Genomic DNA, 22,410 nt, shown 5'->3' on the forward strand with positions numbered 1-22,410 from the left:
ATCCCTAACATTATTTCTTCACAGGATTGAACCACTCGGCCTTTACACCACGATAATGAACTACCAACGTATCTTTAGTGACACAATGAATGCCATCGTAATCCATAGCATAATCCAAATAGAGAACATCGCGGTCCTTGCCTCCCCAGCTATTCTTATCGCCTTTGGCAACAAACTTGCCACTACCACTAGCTGATACACCTTCTGAATTGGAAGAAACCGTACAATTGCCGTTTTCATCGAAAGCAAGAATCAAATTGGTTTCAATATTCTTTCCGGCAGCATCTTTAGCAAGACGAGCCCACTGTACTTTGTTCAAGCCCAAAGTGCTGAATCCATCAACGGTTTCATCTTTCTCCACATAAGCATTATGGCGTATCTCCGTACCTGTTTTATTACCGCTATAAGTATCAATGCCGCGACGCAGATAGTGCGAGTCGTACTTACTTACATACCTCACCGCATAAAGCGTATAATCCTTAGGCTGTACCTCCCAATCCGCTTTATTCAAACGATGCGGATCGGCAACCTGCGCTTTACCCTGCAAAATGGTGTCGGCATTCTGCACACCTGTCATCACCACGGGAATTACATAGTTCAACTCCGCAGATTTCGGATCACTAAAATAAGCATCGGTCAGATTCACCGTAACGCCACCCAATATCTGGCCTTTCTTTATGACAATCTTGTCATCGCTCAGCGTATAGTGAGAAGCCGGCAATGGTAGAATGTCGCCTTTGGTACCTTCATACATAAAACCATCACACAAGGTATTGTCTACCCGGATACCTATTTCCACATCTTTCTTATTCTCGTATACACCTGATACTGTAGCCATAATCTGGCACTTGTGTTCATTGTCTAATGAATTATCCACAGATTCATCCTCACCTATGGTAATAGTACGGATGGGACTTTGATAAGCAAAGTAAACCGCGGAATATTTATAGTCGGGAAATTCCCAGTCGCCGTTTTCGCACGCAGTGAACAAGGCTCCCGCCATAGCGGCCAATATCAAAAATGATTTTCTCATTGCTATTTTCATTTATTCAGTTTATATAAGTTCGTTTACTACCGCTTACCATCCTTTGTTTTGGATGAGAGCATTAAACTTCAATATTTCACCATAAGGAACAGGACCGTAGTACATATAATCCTTATAGTCACGTTTCTCCACTTCTACCACTTCGTATTTCGTTCCGGTAATTTTCATACCTTTCACAGTTTCATTCAGCTTGCTGAGATCCACTTTCCAACGGCGCAAATCCCAGAAACGGAAGCCCTCGAAGCAAAGTTCCAAACGACGTTCGTTACGGATAAGCTCACGCATCGCGTCCTTGTCATTTTTCACTGATTCCAAATAAGGATCACCACCATTTTCACCAATACCGGCACGTTGGCGGATAGCTTTAATCACATCATAAGCAGAATAACCATGAATGCCTTTTCCTTGCGGTCCCCAAGCTTCATTTGCAGCTTCGGCATAACCTAAGAAAATTTCAGTGTAGCGAATCCAAGGCTTAATATGGAAACCATTCGTTGTGTTATTTGGATCGGCATTCACGTTCATATCCAAAAATTTACGTAAATAGTAACCGGTACGCGTGGAAGCACCGTCAAACTTATTCATGGCATCATTGTTATTTCCATCAATTGCAGTAGTGATGACACTGTTTGACACACCCGCCTTGCAACCATTATAAATAATGTATAAAGCCAGACGGGGATCACGGTTGGCATACGGGTTCTGAGGATCGTAGCCGGCTTTCGGATCGCTGATGGGATAACCGTTCGCTGCCGGGAAAGCGTCTACTAGATTTTGAGAAGGATTAACCCTGCCTTTACCGAAAAGTGAAGGCGGATATTGATCTTTTTCCAAGTCTGCACTCTCGTTCTTATTACTACGCCACAAAACCTCGGGACGGTTGTAACCGGCTTTTAGATTCTGAATACCGCTATGGTCTTCATACCACTTATTACCTGTAGGATCAATACCTGCAATCGGATTACTACCTAAATTAGCAAGCACTTCGGCCATATCATTGGCAGCCTTTTCCCAAGTCACTTCCGAACCTTCGCTATAGGCAGGACTGGCTGCAAGAAGAGCTGCCTGAGCACGAATGGCACGAGCCACACGAGCACTCATACGATTTTTAGCATGATCACCAAATACACGGTTGAACAAAGCAATATCTATGCCCATTTGTGCATATTTATCAGGTACTATCCCTACCTTCTCATCCAAATCACCATATTCTTCGGGAAGCATTTCTATAGCCTTCTCCACATCTTTGTTTAGCAGTTCGATACACTCTTTGAAAGTGTTACGGGGTTTGTTGAAATCCGAATCAACAGTTTCCGATTCTGTCAGAATAGGAATTCCCAATAACTGGCCATTATCCGCCCAACCCGAACAACTCAACAACAAATGATACATATAGAGCGCACGCATTCCGTATGCATCTCCCTGAAAACGCATTTTAAACAGTTCGGAAGCTTTAGGATCTCTAGCCCATTCCACATTCTCGGATATTTCAAGAAATTGGTTAAGATATTGCCAGGAACCACGCAAGTTCTGCCATCTGTTCAAATCTCCGGGAGTATTGTCCGAACGCCAGGCGCCGGCAGCCATTTTCCGGTAGCCGTTATTCACATCATTGGATACAGCATCATCGGTAGCCACTTCCGTGAAAGACCAGTTGTTGGCATTCTCACCCAACGGATTGCCAATGTAGGCATGCCCCAACAAACCAACAGCCCACGAAGGCATGTTTTCCAAATCAGACGGTTCTTTGAAGTTTTCCACCGCCGGCTCAAACAAGTCGTCGCAAGCGGAGAATGCTATCAGAAATGCCGTTGATAAGATGATATTTTTTAGTTTCATAACTTCTTAGTTTTTCAATCTTCATTATTAAAATTATCATTTTCTTAGAATGTACCTTTGAGGCCAAGCTGGTAGAAGCGTGTCTGAGGTGCGCTACCCACATTCAATTCCAAAGCCTTACGTTCCTTGGCAATGGTAAGCAAATTGTTGGCGTTGACAAAGAAACTCAAACCCTTGACGAAAGATCCTCTCAACACCTCTTTAGGCATATTGTAGGTAAGCTGAACCTGAGTCAGATTGAATCGGTCGTTCTTGTACATCCAGAAGTCCGAGGTACGGAAGTTGTTGTCACCACCGGTAGTGGTCAGACGAGGATAAGTAGCTGTAGCTACCGTCTCAGGAGTCCATCGATTACGTACTACTTCAGAATATTTACCGTCACCTTTCACCCAATAATATGAATTGTCCTTCATGCCATAGCCACCTATGTAAAGATTGCCCATCACATACAGAGTAAAGTCACGCCATTTGGCAGTCAAATTAATACCACTCATAAAGGGAGAGTCCCAACGTCCCAGGAATACACGGTCGTTGTCATCAACCTTACCATCGTTGTTCTGATCTTTATAACGGATATCACCGGGCTTCACGTCACCGAAAGTTTGTTTGGGAGCAGCCTCAATCTCAGCCTGATCGTTAAAGAATCCTTCGCTCTGCAATCCCCAGTGTCCGTTCAATGGACGACCTACAGCTGACAAATATTCAAACTCAATATTTTCATCACGCTTTTCAGCCGTACTCTTATACCACATTCCGCTCACACCGAGCGTCAAATCCACTTCACCCACTTTCTTGTTGGCGTAAACACTGAAATCGAAACCTGTCCGCTTATCCTCATTGAAGTTTACATAAGGAATAATGGATGATGACGGATAGCCCACCTGTGTGAAATAAATCGGATACAATGAACTGGTACGAGCCAGACCGCCCTCCATCTTACTGGTGAAGAAATTGAAGTCGAATGTAAGTTGCCTGTTCCACATAGAACCACGCAACCCTGCCGTGAACTCTTTACGCTTCACGAAAGTCATGGCAGAGCCGTCTCCACGCTGGAACTCAGTAGCAGACAGACCGCCATTGTCACCCCAACTATACCAACCACCGGGCTGTACCACCGGTTTGTAAAGGAAGTAACCGTCTTCATTGTCACTGGTAGTGATATCAAGATCCTGATTGATGATACCTGCCGAGGCAGTAAGCATCAAGTTGTCAAATATTGAATTTTCCATGAAATCTTCTTTTGCAAGATTCCATCCCAAAGTGACTGTAGGAGAAAACGCCGCACGGTTACCTTCGGGCAACTTTGTGGAATAAGGCATTGCAGCACTGAAATCCGCATAATATTTATGCTGATAGTTGTAGGATGCCTGAAAACCTAAATTGGCATTGGTAGTACGGTGATAATGTCCGCTACGTTGGGTCTGCCATGCATTGGCCAGCACCATGGCGAACACATTGTGGTCTTCGTTGAAAGTGTTCTGGTAATCGAACTGACCGGAAACGTTGTAGGTATAACGGTAGGCCGAATTGTTGATATTCTCAACACCACTTTTTTCATCCTTGCCATATTGCGTGATACTTGAAATGACATCATGCCCGTTATAGGTACTCCACGCCGGTGCGAAAGTAGCATAAGTGCTACTATACCCCTGATCATAGGTAGAAGCATAGTCAATACCATATTTGGCACGGAAATAAAGTCCTTTAAGCAAGGGAGAAAGATTGACATCAAAACGCGTATTGAACTGGAACTGGCGGCTCACAAACTTATTGTCGCCGGCCGCGTATGCATCAGCCACCGGATTAGTGGGATTCTGCTGCGTACCACCAAAGAAGTACTTGCCATCTTGGATATAATTACTGTTAAGCACAGTGCTCAGGGAATTTTGGTCTGCATCCTCAATATAACTCAACGGAATAAACGGAGACACCAGATGAGGACGCAACGTAGCAGCTTGCCCCCACCAGTCTACATTAGCCGAATAAGAATCATAAAATGTCACATTAGCATCAGCTTGCGCGGTGATAAGTTTATGCAACTTCATATCCACATTTCCACGGACAAAGAAACGGCTGATGTAGTTATCTTCCGTATTACCCACTTTAAGAAGCGAAGATTCGCGATAGTAACCGGTAGAAGTATAATATTTCACTTTCTCGCTACCGCCCGAAATTTCGGCAATCGCTTCCGAACGGTTGTATGCCTTCCTTAAATATTCGGAAGAATACATGTCGAAATCAGGATAACGATAGGGATTCAAACCCGAAGCATGATTGTAAATATCCTCCTGCGAGTAATTGGCAGTAAGACCATCGTTGAGACGTGCCTCATTATAAAGGGTCATATACTCTGCCGAACCCAAATATTTCGGGTATGACTTAGGAGTATAAAAACCGCTGTTAGCGTGAATATTTATTCTGAGGTCACCCACTTCGCCACGCTTGGTGGTGATTGAAATGACACCTTTAGCCGCACGCGGACCATAGAGCACTACAGCAGAAGCTCCTTTCAAAAGGGTAATCTGGTCTATCTCGTGGGGAAGCACGTTATTCGCATCACGCACCATACCATCCACTATGACAAGATATTCATTGTTTCCCCAGATATTACCGTTGAAACCACCAACGACATTGTCAACCAGACTCAAACTATAGGTTGTATATGTCTTTTCCGACATTTCTTTCATATCAATGACCGATACTCCACCCAACAGATCATTACGGTCTATGGAACGAAATGCCACTTGCACCTTCTGAAGCGTATCGGCTTGGATTACTTCCACCAAGTCGGCCAGCGTCTCTTGAGCGGCAATGTGTGTGTGAGCGAAGGCCAACGCCGCACAGAATACAAGTCCTTTATATATATGTTTCATTTTTTATAGTCTTTATGTTAATAAAACCATTACCAACCGGGATTTTGGTTGAATTCCGGATACATCGTCACATCGCTTGTCTTGAACGGCAACCAATAGTGCTTACTTGTCAATTTACGTTCCGTCACCACCTCTTCACGGAAGTTTATAACTTTACGTTCTTTAGGCTCAGCCTTAGGGTCAAATGCCTCTGCACGATCAAACAGTTGCTTGGTTTTGATATTGTAAGGATATTCAGTCAGCAACTTCCAACGGCGCAGGTCATTGAAACGATGTCCTTCATAAGCCAATTCCACGGCACGTTCACGACGAACTTCACCCATGAATTTCTCCAGGTCGGTGGTGTAGCTGGCTGCAACATCCTCCACACCTGCACGTTCACGGATCACATTCACCGCTTCTACTGCACTCTTTGAAAAAGAGGTAGATTTACCGTTGGCAGAACCGTAGCCTTGTGCGGCAGCTTCGGCATACAATAAATATACTTCCGCCAAACGTAACCATGCCAAATGGAAATGAGTAGCTTTCCCATAACCATAGTCCTGATCACCCTTATTGGCACCCAATGGAATAAATTTATAGTTGAAATAGCCTGTACGACTGGTTTTCTGAGGATCGTTACAACAGTTTCCACCTTCGTATAGATTGGCATACTCATACTCTTTATAGTCCTCTGCATTTTTGATCTGCTTGACACCATCGTAAATAAAGTTATTATAAAAACGAGGGTCGCGATCTTTCCACGGCTGTGACTTGCTAAAGTTGGAGTTGGGATCATCAAGAGGCATACCGTTTGCCATACCAAAATAATTCACGTAATTAGCTGCAGGGCAAAGAATGATACCATCACCGTCACAAATATATGAAAGTTGATAGGAATTCATCTGACGCCAGTAGGAATCAGCACCGAAAGTAGGGCTACGCATGATGGCTTCGGTACCACCGGGCATCAGCCAGTTCTGCTCTTTGGTATAGAACAGGTTGCTGTAATGTTCGAAATCTACCAAAGCATATTGGGTCTGGCCACCCTCTACCATTGCAAGTACCTTACCCAGAACTTCGGCAGCACGTTTACAATATTCCGCATCGTAAGAACGGTCACTGTTTTCCCCTCCATTCTTCATCAAAGGACTACCGGCATAAAGCAGGCATTTACCCAAATAAGAGAGCGCCCAGATTTTGTTGGGACGGAAAGCATTATTACCCTTCGTACGGCTACCGGTAGCAGTATCATCCCAGTCAACAGGAAGCAGGTCGGCAGCACGCTGAAAGTCTTTTGCCATCTTCTCAGCATTTTCCTGATAGCTTTCGCGCGGCATATTGAACTGTTCGACAGGAGAAAGAGGTCTTTCCAGATAAGGCAGACCGCCCCAGTAAGTTGTCAGTTGAAAGTAAAACCAGGCACGGAAGAAATAAAGTTGGCCTTCAAGAAAATCACGTTCTTCTTGCGTGGCATCCTTCAGCATACCATTCTGTAGAGCCTCAAGACCAAGATTGGCCTGACGGATAGCATACCAGCCACCTCCCCAAAGGGATTTGGCAAAACGGTCACCGTCCAGCGACCAACTTCTATCCAAGAAACAGTCTCCCTTGCCAATGTAAGTACGGTAGTTTCCACCATCAATAGCATATCCCATCAAGTACTCACCGTTACCGGTGGTAATCACTTCGTCGTCACCCCAGTTAAAAGAGCTAACCCAATAATGCTTTGCTAAATCGGGAATGACATTATACATTACTTCAATAAATCCTTGAAAATTATTAAAGTTCTTAAACGCATCTTCTTCTGAAAGAACAGAGTCAGAATCTCTTTCCAAATAGTCGGTACACGAAGTAAAAGCGAAACTGACGGAGAGCAATGCGAAAAGTATGTAAAAAATCTTATTTTTCATCTTCCGTTTATATTAAAGTGTAATTTTAAAACCTAAGTTAAAACGACGCTGGGTAGGATATGCGCTCCATCCACCGGTATTCGATTCACGGTCATCAGGCATATCGGTCCAGAGGAAAAGGTTATTACCGTTGACAAATACCTTCAAACTGCTCAATCCCGAAGCCTTCAACCATTTCTCCTTAGAGAAAGTATACGAAAGTTCAGCATACTTCAAACGAGTGTATGAACCATCGAATAGGAAACGGGTACCATCTGTATATTTGCTTGCCTGATTCAGCCAGCGAGGCAGAGGTACATCAGCATTCTGATTGTCCGGACTCCAATAGCTGCCTTCGAAGAAAGCCGTATTTCGCGTACCACCCAAGCTGGTCAAGCCAACAGAACGGCTCACATTGTTTACGCCATAAAACTGAACGAAACAGCTCCAACCTTTATAATCGAAACCTATCTGAAGGTTCATTGTATTCTGTGGAATACCCGTATAGCCATAAGGAATATTATCATCCTGAGTAATCATACCATCGGCATCATAGTCAAGAATTATATAGTTACCCGGTTTACGGTTCTCATCATATTCATCGTGTGCGGTGCTACCATAAAGTTCATCCCAACTGTTGTAGTATCCCTTATCTACATACGAATAATTCTGATTAATACCTTTGTTGGCCTTTTTCTGATACTCCGGCATAAGGCTGGGGTCATCCGCTTCCTTGATTTCACTTACGGCATGAGTAAGAGAAGCATTTCCCCAAAGACGCCAACTACGCGTCAGTTGCTTATTCCAACGGATTTCCAATTCGTAACCTTTGCTATCCACTTTGCCCAAATTGGCAATAGGAGCTTCCGTACCGAAGTATGAAGGAATAGCACGCTGAGTACCCGGAATCAAAATGTCGGTACGCTTTTCCTTGAAGTAGTCGAACGAACCGGAAATAACCCCTCCGAAAAATGCAAAATCTGCTGCAATATCAAGTTTAGTGGCCACCTCCCATTGAAGTTCCGGATTACCCATCTGTGTCTGTTGCCACCACTTGTAAGGACTTTTGGCAGGATCTACCCCGGTCAACGACTGACGATAATTGCCACCATTGCTCCAAACATCCATATAACCAAAACGATAATCTTTATTCCCTACCCGTAAGCCATCTTGACCAATCTGACCATAAGATGCACGGAATTTCAACATATCCAACCACTTCAGGTTAAGCTTCTTCACCAAAGGTTCTTCCGAAACCATCCATCCGACAGCACCGGAATTGAAGAAAGCGAAACGATTTTCCGAAGAATAAAGGTCAGAACCGTTGTAAGCACCGTTATACTCCACCATATAGCGACTGGCATAGTCGTAAGTCGCACGGAATACCCAGTTTTCACGACGGAAAGGTTGTTCGCTACCTTTTGCATACTGTTCGCGAGTGAAGTTACCCATAGCACCCACTGTATGATCACCAAATTTGTTGGAATAGTTCAACTGTACGGAATAGTCCATACGACGGTATGTTTCACCATTATTAACAGAACCCGCACCCGTTTTCCAAGCATTGTTATTCTTGAAGTCAAACTTATATAATGCATCTGTACTGATATCGGTGTATTCTTTACCAGTCTCAGGATCAATCCATTTGTGAGCTTCATCTTCCCAGTCAGTTGTATCATCCACACCACGGCCTGTTTCACGGAAAGCATTATCAAAAGCCAGCTTAGCCTGTACATTCAATCCTTTAAGCAGGAAACCAAGATCCTGTTCGAGGGTAAAGTCAGTATTCAAACGATCGTCGGTGGTATAACCGATACCGTTAACACTAAGGTCTTCATAACTATTAGTAGCAGCCTGAGTCGGGTTAGGTTGATAATATCCGAAAGTACCATCGCTATATACAGGCATAAAAGAGTCGGGTGCAATGCCATAGAAAGCACTCCACACCAAATTTTCATACTGCCCCTGCGTGGCTTTCTTTACCGCATGAGAACCAGACAGATTAAGATGCAATTTGGTAGTCTTGGTGAGATTGAAGTCAAGGTTACTGCGTACGTTTATACGATCATAGCTGAAACCCGGATCGTAACCTTTCACGTTGGTTACTTTCTTATATATATCTCCTTCATGTGCAAAATCGGCAGAAGCGAAATACTTTACAAACTTCGTACCACCACTAATGTTCACGTTGGCATTATAAGATGTAGCGACATCTTTCAACAGATAATCTACCCAATTTATATTAGGATAACGTTCTGCCTCAGCCTGATTAGCCGGATGACGATACTTATGCAAACGGTCCTGAGTCAGATAATAACTCCATGAATCCGGGTGATAAGCCAGTTCATTTTCTATAACTTGATTGCGGAGTGAAAGCGCATCATACGCATCCATCATGTCAGGCAATTTAGAATAAGTTTTCAGCGTCGTGCTGGCATTGACATTAATCACTGCCTTACCTTCTTCACCACGTTTAGTAGTAATCAAAATTACACCATTGGCACCACGCACACCAAATACAGCTGTTGCCGATGCGTCTTTCAATACAGAAATGGATGCCACTGAATTAATATCCACTGAAGCCATAGGACGTTCTACACCATCCACCAACACAAGCGGATCACTTGAGTTCCATGATGTCACACCACGAATAGTGATCTTCGGATCTTCATCACCCGGTTTACCTGTGTCAGTCATAGTTACTACACCAGGAAGATTACCCGTCAAAGCCTGCCCCAAACTTGTCACACCACCCGTACGTTCCAAGGTTTTGGAATTGGTCTGTGCAATGGCACCTACAACTGAGGCTTTCTTTTGCTGACCAAAACCTACCACTACTACTTCTTCCAGTTGTTGGCTGTCATCTTCCAAAATCACTTTAATCGGTTTTTGAACCGTTGCTTTCACTTCTTGTGATTTCATACCGATAAATGAAACAACAAGAGTTACATTATCACTAGGAACAGCCAACGTAAAATTTCCATCTATATCTGATATCGTACCTATTGAAGTGTTGCCTTTCACAACGATGGAAGCACCAATTACAGTTTCTCCAGTGCCATCAAGAACTGTTCCTTTTACCGTTACCCCATTTTGCGCTAAAGTTGGCAAGCAACTTAATAGCAACAAAACCAGTAGATAAGGGATCTTTTTGGTTTTTTTTGTTACATTTTTCATACCATTAGTTTAAAATATTAAAAACTACATTCTCTTTTTTCATTAGCTATTATAGATAGCTTTAGCTGTCATCATACTTGTATTTCATAATTAATTAGTCTTTTAAGATTAATAATTCAATGGTTAATAATCATATTACATTATTACATATATTAGCATTTCATATCATAAAAGGAAAGAAAAGTGTTTTCCATACATATCTCTCCAAACATTACAGCGTGCTTTTTCACAGGTGCAAATATATGTACCAAAACAGAACAGCAGGCACGATCATGCTACACGTTTTTTTGATGATATTACATCTTTCCATTCGATGTTACATTCTTTTTTGATTGTATTTCGTAAATCAATATAAAAAACTATATATCAACTAATTACACAAACAATAAAGAAGTTTTTTTTTAAAAGACAATAGAGAGCTTGAGAAGTTACTTTCGAGGAAGAAAAACAAAAGAATTATGAACTAAAATTACAAGAGAAATGCAAAAAAAACAGCATAGTAACGTATCACAAAAAATATGTAACCCACTTGTTAAAGCACTAAAATGACTTTCATTCATTTATTGCAGAAATACATCCATTAACACTTTTGAGTCTTTTAATTCTTTTCAATCAAGATCAGACAGGGGAGGGATTATATCTTTTATATACTCATCGCCTGAGAGAAGAGGCCTTTAAGAACAGAGGGGTTATATAGTAAAGAAAATAGCTGACAAATGGAAATTGGGTAAAGTGAAAGTCTTTCAGGATATTTACGTAACTGGAGCAAAATGAGCAGCTTGAGCGAAAACGAGCAATATGACAAAATGTAAATCGTGATGCCTGAGGTTGCTTTCTTTCGTGCCAATGTTCATTGTGACTCAAAAGAACGCAAAGATTACCTATCAGGCAAATGCAGCATGATTTATAAAACAGATGTATTGCAACAAAATACATCTGTTTCACTATCTTATTGTCATATTATGCCAAACGCATAAATTCCGGTGTTTTTTTAGTCAATCAAGTTTAGGGAATCATGGAACATCCATTTGAAACGGCGAAGCCGGAAGCCCTGACTTATTCCTCAGGTTAGCCTCCTGTGGATTATCATCCCAAGCGTAACGAACCTTTATAGGCTGAGTAATACCTTCGCTCCAAACCATCACTTTATTGCCTTCTATGGTCGCCTTTGCCCATTTAAAACATCCATCCGCTCCTGCCAGTGCAAAACCTTTGAGTTCAGTTACAGGCATTAAATCATTCGTTCCTTCTTCAAAAGAGAGAATGATCTTTCCACTTTCAACAGATGCATCAGTACACAACGGACCACTATGAACTACATCCCTATGACCATATACCTTCTTTTTAACCTGAAGTGCCACTCTTCTTGCCAGTTCTTTCTTATTTAATGGATGAATATCATTCCACTCTCCCAAGTCTATTGCTACTACTAAAGAAGTATTAGGCAACTTCAAGGTCACTTGCCGTTGAGCCTCTCGCATACCCGCCCAACCACTTTCTACAGGTTGCGGATGCGTCTGCATAAAATTGGGTAGTTGCATAATAAAGAACGGGAGATTTTCATCTGCAAACTTCACTCGCCAATCTTTTATCATCGCAGTTAATAAGGCCTCATATTCACTTGAACGTCCTGCATTCGTCTCTCCCTGATACCACAAAGCTCCTTTAAAATGCAAATTTCGCAAAGGAGAAATCATGGAATTATACATGCCAGTCGGAATATTCTGAAAAGACACCCCACCTCTTCCGGCAGGCATTTCACAACCTAATCTATATTTCCACTGTTCCGCCAAACGAACTGTGTCTCCATCTATCGCCATACAATAAGGCTTGTCTTTTACAAAGCTAGGGCGACCACCCGAATTGATAAGACGAACCGTCACCAGATTCTCACCTGCTTTCAATACCGATACAGGAACTTTATAAATACGTGGCGGATATTGATACGAAGTGGTACCTACAAATACACCATTCACATACACTGAGTCCGCATTCACCATACAACCCAAACGCAATATGGCATCTTTATCAGCTTGCTCAGCCGTAAGACGAATATCCTGACGGAACCAATGTGAGCCACTTACCGGATAGCCATTTTTAGTGCCCAATTGATAAGAAAACATATTCACTTCCTCCCAATCGGAATCATCCAATTCCGGTTCATACCACTTGACCGGAGTATGAAGTCCTTCATCCCCTTTATACAAAGAGAGATTCCAAAACCTCGACATCATACCACCTGCCTTATTCATCAAAACCTTATATTCGTCAGAGTTATAAATATCCTTTTCACGCAAATTCTTTGGGAATTCCTGTAGAGCATCCTCACTCATCCAAGCTTCAATAGAACTTCCTCCCCAACTTGAATTAATAATCCCCACAGGAACTTTCGTCTCATTATACATCTCTATAGCAAAAAAATAAGGTAGTGCGGCATAAGACTGAGCAACCTCCGGATTCAAGGATGTCCAGTTCATCCGGGAAATATCTTCTTTCGGACCCTGCAAATCATTGCCATAGGGAGTTTTCACGTAACGGATCATTGAATTTTCATAAACAACCGTTTCCTTGCCAAACATATCCGCTACACGTGCCACGGTCAGTTCCATATTCGATTGCCCTGAGCACAGCCACACATCCCCTACCAGAATATCTTTTACTATCACTTCATTCACCGTCATCTCATAAGGACCGCCAGCCTTCATAGCAGGAAGTATGACCACCCATCTGCCATTCTCATCAGTCTTTGCCGTGTATTTCTTCCTCTTAAAAGTTACCACTACATCTTCACCCGGTTCAGCTGTCCCCCATATCTTAATGGGCCTTTCACGTTGCAATACCATTCCATCCGAAAGAACAGAGGGGAGTTTAACCTTAGCTTCAGCCCATACAGAACATATACAGACCAATACTACCAATAAAGTAAATTTATATCTCATAATATTGTAATTTTCAACATTCCTACTCTTTTATCAAACTTTCAGGTGCTCCCAGGAAAGAAGGTTTCAACCCTCCCAGGTCAATCATGATTTTCTGCATAACAAGTGCCGGATCAAGCGGACGGATACGCAAAGTATGTCTCCCCTTCTTATCAAGTAAGTGTTTGGTTTGAGTAGTAATAATGTGCTCTGCCTGCAACTTACCAAGCTCACCTTTATAATCACTGTTGATATTGACTATCTGTTCTTCCCCACCATCCAAACTGACCGCATAACGCAATCCTTTATAATCATTGAAATTCAAAGTTGAAGAAAAACGGACGATAACTGTAGCATCCCCACTTTTCTCCGTTTCAAAATCATATTCCAAATACATATCTGCTCCCGGAACGGCTGTGGTAGGTAAAGTAGTGACAGCAGACAACGTACGCCCCAAATTTGGAATTGTAACCCAATTAGCAGATGTACTGTTAGCTGAACGGGTATAATGTTCCGCTTCAATAGATACATATCCATCCTTTTCTACAAATACAGGTGGCGCAGGAGCAATACGAGGTTCCGGAACAAAAGTAACTTTAGGCATAATATTATGTTTCGGATCGTTCCAGGATTTATATCCAATATGTGTCTGATCCATGATATGATTCCATTTGCCACCACTCATTATATGGTTATAGTGATAAGTCAATACAGAATCACGTTCAAAACACGCACGAGCCTTATCAGCCCATTTATTGGCTTGTACATTATTCTCCTCTGCCAGTTTGCGATTCATTGCTACGGCATAATACATATCATACAGGTTGGCACATGTCTGTATCGGAAAGAGTACCAGTTGGTCGAAAGTATCCCGGTAACCGGCAGGCATCAGATAGTAGAGTTTCAGGGCATCCAGGCTCAAAGCCGCATAATCATCTTTCACACGCCGCCACTCATCATAGTTTTCCAGGCTGTACGTTCTGTCATTCAGCATTTCAGGAGTAACTCTGCGGTTATATTTGGTATATGTATCTATAAGACGCGCCGCCTCTTCCGCATAATTGCCACCAAACTGCTGCTTGCAGAAGTCTACCGTATGCTGGAAAAGATTGTTTTCATTGAAACGTCCGGGATTCCAAGCCATGTCCAGGAAGAAGGTTATCGGATATTCCATAGGCTTCAAGTCACCCACGTTGACTACCCACAGTTCACGGACACCATATTCATAAGTCAGCATCATCTGTTCCCAGGTGCGCTGTATCTGGGTAATGTTGATCCACTTAGTATTACGGGGAGCTCCTACATAGTCGAAGTGATAATACATTCCATAACCGCCCTTACGGGGTTTAGCTTTCAAATCGGGCAACTTGCGCACATTTCCCCAGTTATCGTCACACAACAGAAGGGTTACATCGTCGGGCACACGCATACCCTTATCATAATAATCCTGCACTTCTTTATAGAGCGCCCAAACTTGCGGAGTTTCTTTCGCTTTCTTACCGGTCACTTTCTCTATAATCTTCCGCTGATCCTTCACTATATTCTGTAATAAGGAGATATTGGCATCCTCACTCATCGGTTCGTCACCATCACCGCGCATAGCTAGGGTAATCACTGCTTCCCAATCCTTACAACGCTCCATACCCTTCTGCCAGAAGTCACGCAGTACGGCGCCGTTCGTTGTATAATTCCATTCTCCGGTTCCACGGCGTTTCCAGTCCTTTTGAGCCTGTCCCATAGGTTCGTGGTGAGAAGTTCCCATCACAATTCCCATCTCATCAGCCAACGGACCGTTCATTGGATCATCGTCATAGAATGCACTGTTCCACATAGCCGGCCACATGAAGTTTCCTTTCAGGCGAAGCACCAGTTCAAAGACAGTCTCATAAAATTTGCTATTGAATCCACCGAAAGTATCGCCCGCCCAGTTTCCTAGACAGGGCCATTCATCATTCAGGAAAATACCACGGTATTTCACAGCCGGTTCACCATCTGTATATATACCTTCTTTAATAGATATAATATCGTGCTTTTCCACCGGAACATCCGCCCAGAAATACCAAGGTGATACTCCCATTTGCTGTGACAATTCATATATACCGTAAATAGTACCCCGCTTGTCACTACCTGCTATAACTACCGCCTCGTCCACGCCTTCCATCGGCTGTTTCACCATCTGGAGGATGTATTTCTCACGCTTTCCCTGCAAATCGGCAGCATTGATTTTTCCGGCCTTCAGCAGTTGTTTAATCCAGGAGCTATTCTCTATAGAACCGATTATCAACATACGATTGCCAGCTACAGAGTGAATAATCTCCGGAGTAATACCCGTTACTTTACCCGCATCTGTCTGCAAATTGGCCACAGCCCGTACTACTCCTTTGTCTTCCCGGGAGTCCACCAGTATTGGATACGCCTTTCCTTGCTGTATCCAGACAAATCCATTACTCTCATTTGTCACAAAACGCTCTGCCGCCGACAAAGATTGAGATAGCAACAAACTCACTAAGCAATAGAAAATCCAACTAAATTTTGTTTTCATGGCATGATACCTTTTGATTAATTTCTGTTTTGTACAAAGATAGGTCATTACGAAATATCAACCTATCCTCCATGTTTCCACTTACTATTGCCAATGTTACACTTGGGATTTTCATGTTACATAAACTTTTATTCATGTAACATTTGCCCGACAAACAACCATTATTACAAAAAAACGCTCTTTTCTGTGATTTATTTCATCCTTTCCAGACAAATAGGACAATATACAATTTTAATATTCATAAACATGAAACATCTATTTCGTAATTTATTGATTATAGCATTCGTCATATGCTGTAACTTCCAACAGGCTCTTGCACAACAGATGCCTCCTATCCCCGTTGATCCTAATGTACGCATCGGAAAACTGGACAACGGCCTAACTTACTATATCCGCAAAAATAATCTCCCCGCCGAACGGGCAGACTTTTATATCGCCCAGAAAGTAGGTTCCATACAGGAAGAAGAGAACCAGCGTGGCCTCGCCCACTTCCTCGAACACATGTGCTTTAACGGAACTACCCACTTCCCGGGTGATGCCCTGAAACAATATCTGGAACGCATTGGAGTTAAGTTCGGTGAAAACCTGAATGCCTACACCTCAGTAGATGAAACCGTATATAATATTTCGAATGTACCTGTCAATACTCCGGGAGCCATCGATTCTTGTTTGTTAATTCTGCACGACTGGAGCAATGACCTGACTCTGGACCCGAAAGAGATTGATAAAGAACGTGGAGTCATCAACGAAGAATGGCGTACGCGCATGAGTGCAGTGCAACGTTTCCAGGAAAAGTTGCTCCCTGCTATGTTTGCCGGTACCAAGTATGCTACTTGTTTCCCCATCGGAACCATGGATGTAGTGATGAACTTCAAGCCGCAGACACTAAGAGATTATTATGAAAAGTGGTATCGTCCCGATTTGCAAGGTATAGTTGTGGTGGGAGACGTAGATGTAGATGCCATCGAAGCACAGATTAAGAAACTGTTTGCCGATGTTCCCGCACAACCCAATGCCGCCAAACGCGAATATTATCCGGTAAATGACAATAAAGAACCGATTGTGCTGATTGCCCGGGATAAGGAACAACCCCATATCCAAGCTATCATCTTTAATAAACACGAAGCAACTCCCGACTCAGAAAAAGGCAATATGGATTATCTGATACAAGACTATGCCATCGACCTCATCAATAACATGCTGAATGCCCGACTGAACGAACTGCTTCAAGCTGCCAACCCTCCATATATCTACGCAGGAACCTATGATGGAGATTTCTTCGTTGCAAAAACCAAACAAGCCTTTACCGGCATCGTTGTATGCAAAGAAGATGCAGTGGAAAACGGTATCACCACCCTGGTCCGCGAAATGGAACGTGCCCGCCAGTTTGGCTTCACTGAAAGCGAATACCAACGTGCCCGTGCCGAATATCTGCGCAATATGGAATCTGACTACAACGAACGTGATACACGTAGGAACGAGGAATATATTGATGAATATGTACGCCACTTCCTCGACAACGAACCCATACCGGGTATTGAAAACGAATATGCCATCATCAACCAGATAGCTCCGGCCATCCCCGTACAAGCATTGAATCAGATGATGCAGATGTTGATAACAGATACCAACCAGGTAGTCGCCATTTTCGGCCCCGAGAAGGAGGAGCTGAAAATGCCAACAGAAGAAGCTATCAAGAAGATTCTGAAAGATGTAAAAGCCGAAAAGCTGACTCCGTATGTAGACAAAGTATCAGACGAGCCCTTGATGAAAGAAGCCCCGAAGGGTGGAAAAATCATCTCCGAACAAAAAGATGATGTATTCGGCACTACCATGCTGACATTATCCAACGGAGTAAAAGTTATCATCAAGAAAACTGACTTCAAAGCTGATGAGATTACCATGAAGGGTGTAAGCCTAGGTGGAAGTTCACTGTTTCCCAACTCTGAAATCATCAACATCAACGGCCTCGATGCCGTTTCAGCAGGCGGTTTAGGCAATTTCAGCGCTGTAGACCTTGAAAAGGTATTGGCAGGCAAAAGGGCTTCCGTAAGTTACGGTATCGGTGATAAGACCGAAACAGTCAATGGCTACTGTTCTCCGAAAGACTTTGAAACGATGATGCAACTCACCTATCTGACATTTACCGCACCGCGCCGTGATGACGAAGCTTTTGCATCTTATAAGAACCGCAACAAAGCAGCATTACTGAACCAGGAAATGAACCCGAACGTTGCATTCAGCGACAGTATTACCTTTGCATTGCAAATGGGACATCCCCGTACTATCCGCATGAAGGCCGATATGATTGACAATATGGATTATAATAAAATCCTGGCAATGTACCAAGACCGTTACAAGGACGCCAGCGACTTTACCTTCATCCTCGTGGGTAATGTAGACGTTGAAAGTATGAAACCACTCATAGCCGAATATCTAGGAGCATTGCCTGCCATCAACCGTAAAGAATCATTTAAGGATAACAAGATAGAATACCGTAAAGGTGTATATAAGAATGAGTTCGTCCGTGAACAAGAAACAGCTAAAGCCTCTAACTTCGTCAGTTTCATCGGTACGTGCAAATATGATTTAAAGAATTCCATTCTGCAGGACATGACTTGCCAGATTATGGATTTAGTTTATACCGAGAAAGTACGCGAAGATGAAGGCGGAACTTATGGGGTATATGTAGGTGGCAATCTCTCCAAATATCCGAAGGAAATAGCTGGAATACAAATTGTTTTCGATACAGCACCTTCTAAAAGAGAGAAACTGATGAAAATCATCTTTGCCGAAATAGAACGCATATCCAAAGAGGGGCCGTCGGAAGCCAATCTTAACAAGGTGAAGGAGTTTATGTTGAAGAAGCACGCCGAAGACCTGAAAGAAAACAGCTACTGGATGGAAAGCATTGATGAATACTTGTTCACCGGAATGAATCCGATAAAAGACTATGAACAAACAGTCAACAGCATCACAGCTAAAGATATTCAGAAGTTTGCCGATGACTTGTTCAAACAGAAAAATGAAGTAGAAGTTTCAATGATTAGTCCGGATAAAGAATAATAATATATAGTAGTGATAAAGAAAGGCTGCTCTGTGCTTGATAAAGCACGGTGCAGCCTTTCTTTATTAGCTCCTTCTATGTTGTATTCCTAATAATTGAATACAGTTTTATTATACATTAACTATTAATTATCAACCACTTAACTCACATTCAAGACATTCAAAGAAACAATAAATTCCACTCCGAGATAAAATCTCAGTATTCAATGGCATGTTATCGGAACCTTTCCGATTAATTCACCACCAATAAAACCTATTAGACAAACTTCGATAAGTTGACTTGATGATATCAAGCAACAAGCTACTACTTCAGACTAAAGGATAAACGCAACAAGCTTTCTATAGATGCAGCACAAGGCTCATCATGGAGCTAACAGGAGTCGTTTAGATATGTTTGTCCAAATTGGTTTGCTGTAATTATCTACATCTGTCATATTGGTATTTCTTTCCCGATTTGAGCACACTCAATATTCTATTGGATAATTTCCTCGCAATTCGAATAATGGCTTCTTGACCTTTCATTTGCCTACAATATTCGCTATAAGCAATTGCCAAAGCTTTGTCATATCGTATTGCTACCCATGCACTCTCAATAATTAGTGGTCCCAACTGTTTATTACCTCTGAAGGTTTTCTCCATGTTACATATTGTTTCCCCACTACTATGACATGATGGGATAAGGCCTAAAAAGGAAGCAAACTCACGTTGATTTTGAAATCTATTAATATCATCTACTTCTGTAAGTAAGGACATGGCTGTTACGGTTCCGACTCCTGGTATAGATATCAAATTCTCATATCGTTCAGCGTACTTAGGTCTACTGGCTAGTTCACGTACCATGCGATTTGCCTTCAAAAGATTTTTTCGGAATAAGGTAACTTGATCCAATAATAAGTCTAAGCTATAGCGAGTTGATGATAATAAAGTTACATCGTTCCTTAACCACAACGTAAAACGTTTAGACCAATGCAAACTCGGTTTATCGAAGCAAGCAGGATATTCAACTCCATTATTATAGAGCAAATGCTTAACACGTGATTTATAACCGGCAAGTTGCCTCTGTAAGGTCTTACGTAATCGAATAAGATTACGGTCGTCCAAACTTTCCTTTTCCCTAATATATATTCCTTTTAATATACCACTTTTGAGTGACTTTGCTAGCTTCTCCGAGTCTATGGCATCGGTTTTCATCACATTTTCATACTGAGTAGTTGGAGCATCCGCAGCATGGATGATAATACAATCTATTCCATATTCCTTCAAAGAATAATAAGTAGAATATCCACTGAAACCAGACTCGTAAACGGCTTTATATTTTCCACCGGGATAATGTTTCTTCAAATGTTCAAAGAGCTCCTTTGCTGAAGACTTTTGAGAGTGTGTCTTTTTATAGTTTGATTCTGTGATTATAGTCACACTCCAACTCTTCAGATGTACGTCAATACCTATATAGATATTTTGACCATTAAAATTTATTCCTTTACTTTGTACCATAGGTGTAATAGTTTTAGTTACTAATTTATTGATAAACTCTCATTTACAAAGCTTGTAATTCAATTATTACGCCTATTATTTTTATCTAATCATCGGTCGGGGAACGCCCAGCGGCAAGGGGCGGGACCACCCGTCCCGACGAGCGATTATTTATAATGCTCACAAACATAGTATCTTTCTATACGGTTATGAGTTAAACCAATGCTTGAAATTTACTCTTCTATATTTACATCTGACCCGAGTCGTTATTTGAGGTACCCTCAGTCGCTATTTTAGGCAGCCTCAGTCGTTATGTAAGGGTACCTCAGTCGTTATGTGAGATGCAGTCCTCTTAAAATCCTGAAATACAGAGCACTACAACCTCACATTTTCATCTTTTTGTTGAAAAATTAAGATTTTCGGACAAAAGAGAACGGTAATTTATCTTTAAACTTATAATTGACTACACGAAAGCAGTCTCCATCAACGGACTAAAAACTCATTTCTGAGCGGATATGAACACAATCCAACTCCTGATCCGCATAAATAATATTAAGTTTCAGAGGTTAAGCCGCTGCCTCACCACTTTTACCTCTTTTCACTGCGACGGTTAAGAAAAATTGTAGTAGGCATTTATTCTTTCCACCATGGTGGAAAGAATAAGCATTCGTATGGAAAAGGCTAACCGTTGGAAGGGAAAAAGCATAGGAATGCCTAAGAAAGGAGTTAGCAACTGCATTTTGTCAAATCCATCCGCTTCTTGATTTGTTAGTAATGCGAATTAGTAGTTGAAATTGGTTTGTTTTTGAACGAGCTATAAATTATCAGATTATAAATCCTGATACCTAAACAAACAGATTATAATCTGACTGAACAAACTGAACGATATATTTGAAATAAGCCTCTGACATAATTACAAAACAATATTATTTGGATTATAAATATTTATTGCTACTTTTGTAACAGCTTACTTCTATGCGTAGAAAGTGGCTTTAATAATTTTAATTTGAGAACGGTTATTTATTGCATTCCCCTATAAATTCCGCTAAAGTTTACAACGGATGACAATAAGTGACGGGTCTCACGCACATTTGTATATATACCTTGTATATACCCAAATGGAGCGTGGGGTTATCACTTGTATCGTTGTAAGGTCCTAGCGGAGCCTTTAGGGGATATGAGTAGATAGTTTCCTACGCTCTTTTTTTATAAACCACGCATCACAGGGAAATGATGCGGCAACCAAAATAAACAATGTACGAGGACTTCAAAGAATGTGTCATCCGATTAATGCAACATCCCATCATGAGCAAACCTGTTTCTTTTTTAAGCGATTCCGAATGCCTGCAAGCCTATGATCTTATCAAACAATTAATCGACCTATCCGTGAACGAAGAGTACACCCAACTGGATTATATCCAAATGGCACGCCTCAAATACCACCTTGGAGAATTGGCCTATCAATTAAATACCGACAACGACACTACACTCCTGCACTACAAATCCCTTCCCCACCTGTTAGAAAAAGGCGGTTTCGACCTCAGTCTCCGTAAATGGGCAGAACTAGTCAGCCTGAGGACAAAAGAATAAAAAGAGCTCAAAGAGT

At 42.0% G+C, this 22,410-nt stretch carries 10 protein-coding genes; 2 read left to right on the forward strand and 8 right to left on the reverse strand.

Annotated features, from left to right (window positions below; all coding sequences use genetic code 11):
* Positions 1 to 10: 10 nt before the first annotated feature.
* The 7 genes from BACINT_RS19660 to BACINT_RS19690 all read right to left on the reverse strand — a co-directional run bounded on the left by BACINT_RS19660 (position 11) and on the right by BACINT_RS19690 (position 16,265).
* Entirely contained in the window at positions 11 to 1,033 is a 1,023-nt protein-coding gene (locus tag BACINT_RS19660) for a DUF5627 domain-containing protein (protein ID WP_044155124.1), read from the reverse strand.
* 45 nt (positions 1,034 to 1,078) lie between these two features.
* Complete coding sequence (locus BACINT_RS19665; RefSeq protein WP_007666416.1) at positions 1,079 to 2,884, reverse strand: RagB/SusD family nutrient uptake outer membrane protein; 1,806 nt, start codon at positions 2,882 to 2,884, stop codon at positions 1,079 to 1,081.
* 44 nt (positions 2,885 to 2,928) lie between these two features.
* Positions 2,929 to 5,757 carry a SusC/RagA family TonB-linked outer membrane protein gene (locus BACINT_RS19670; protein WP_007666417.1) on the reverse strand — a complete coding sequence of 943 codons (2,829 nt, stop codon included), beginning with the start codon at positions 5,755 to 5,757 and terminating at the stop codon, positions 2,929 to 2,931.
* Positions 5,758 to 5,786: 29 nt separating this feature from the next.
* Complete coding sequence (locus BACINT_RS19675; RefSeq protein ID WP_007666418.1) at positions 5,787 to 7,649, reverse strand: RagB/SusD family nutrient uptake outer membrane protein; 1,863 nt, start codon at positions 7,647 to 7,649, stop codon at positions 5,787 to 5,789.
* Positions 7,650 to 7,661: 12 nt separating this feature from the next.
* Positions 7,662 to 10,805, reverse strand: coding sequence for a SusC/RagA family TonB-linked outer membrane protein (locus BACINT_RS19680; RefSeq protein WP_007666419.1), 3,144 nt, complete (start codon positions 10,803 to 10,805; stop codon positions 7,662 to 7,664).
* Between the two features lie 1,013 nt (positions 10,806 to 11,818).
* Complete coding sequence (locus tag BACINT_RS19685) at positions 11,819 to 13,744, reverse strand: sialate O-acetylesterase (protein ID WP_007666421.1); 1,926 nt, start codon at positions 13,742 to 13,744, stop codon at positions 11,819 to 11,821.
* 22 nt (positions 13,745 to 13,766) lie between these two features.
* Positions 13,767 to 16,265, reverse strand: a complete 2,499-nt coding sequence (locus BACINT_RS19690) for a glycosyl hydrolase 115 family protein (RefSeq protein ID WP_044155379.1) — start codon at positions 16,263 to 16,265, stop codon at positions 13,767 to 13,769.
* 246 nt (positions 16,266 to 16,511) lie between these two features.
* On the opposite strand from BACINT_RS19690, the gene BACINT_RS19695 reads away from it, so the two are divergent.
* Positions 16,512 to 19,331, forward strand: a complete 2,820-nt coding sequence (locus BACINT_RS19695; RefSeq protein ID WP_007666423.1) for a M16 family metallopeptidase — start codon at positions 16,512 to 16,514, stop codon at positions 19,329 to 19,331.
* A gap of 417 nt (positions 19,332 to 19,748) precedes the next feature.
* Here the strand turns inward: BACINT_RS19695 and BACINT_RS19700 are convergent, their stop codons facing one another.
* Positions 19,749 to 20,825 carry an IS110 family RNA-guided transposase gene (locus BACINT_RS19700; protein ID WP_007666425.1) on the reverse strand — a complete coding sequence of 359 codons (1,077 nt, stop codon included), beginning with the start codon at positions 20,823 to 20,825 and terminating at the stop codon, positions 19,749 to 19,751.
* A gap of 1,233 nt (positions 20,826 to 22,058) precedes the next feature.
* Here BACINT_RS19700 and BACINT_RS19705 point away from each other — a divergent pair.
* Positions 22,059 to 22,394 carry a hypothetical protein gene (locus BACINT_RS19705; protein ID WP_007666427.1) on the forward strand — a complete coding sequence of 112 codons (336 nt, stop codon included), beginning with the start codon at positions 22,059 to 22,061 and terminating at the stop codon, positions 22,392 to 22,394.
* Positions 22,395 to 22,410: the final 16 nt, after the last annotated feature.

Origin of the sequence: Bacteroides intestinalis DSM 17393 (assembly GCF_000172175.1) — a bacterium.
Lineage (GTDB): Bacteria > Bacteroidota > Bacteroidia > Bacteroidales > Bacteroidaceae > Bacteroides > Bacteroides intestinalis.

Coding starts and splice junctions, on each gene's coding strand:
- BACINT_RS19665 (WP_007666416.1), bottom strand. CDS start 2,884: ATGAAACTAAAAAATATCATCTTATCAACGGCATTTCTGATAGCATTC.
- BACINT_RS19680 (WP_007666419.1), bottom strand. CDS start 10,805: ATGAAAAATGTAACAAAAAAAACCAAAAAGATCCCTTATCTACTGGTT.
- BACINT_RS19675 (WP_007666418.1), bottom strand. CDS start 7,649: ATGAAAAATAAGATTTTTTACATACTTTTCGCATTGCTCTCCGTCAGT.
- BACINT_RS19700 (WP_007666425.1), bottom strand. CDS start 20,825: ATGGTACAAAGTAAAGGAATAAATTTTAATGGTCAAAATATCTATATA.
- BACINT_RS19685 (WP_007666421.1), bottom strand. CDS start 13,744: ATGAGATATAAATTTACTTTATTGGTAGTATTGGTCTGTATATGTTCT.
- BACINT_RS19705 (WP_007666427.1), top strand. CDS start 22,059: ATGTACGAGGACTTCAAAGAATGTGTCATCCGATTAATGCAACATCCC.
- BACINT_RS19695 (WP_007666423.1), top strand. CDS start 16,512: ATGAAACATCTATTTCGTAATTTATTGATTATAGCATTCGTCATATGC.
- BACINT_RS19660 (WP_044155124.1), bottom strand. CDS start 1,033: ATGAGAAAATCATTTTTGATATTGGCCGCTATGGCGGGAGCCTTGTTC.
- BACINT_RS19690 (WP_044155379.1), bottom strand. CDS start 16,265: ATGAAAACAAAATTTAGTTGGATTTTCTATTGCTTAGTGAGTTTGTTG.
- BACINT_RS19670 (WP_007666417.1), bottom strand. CDS start 5,757: ATGAAACATATATATAAAGGACTTGTATTCTGTGCGGCGTTGGCCTTC.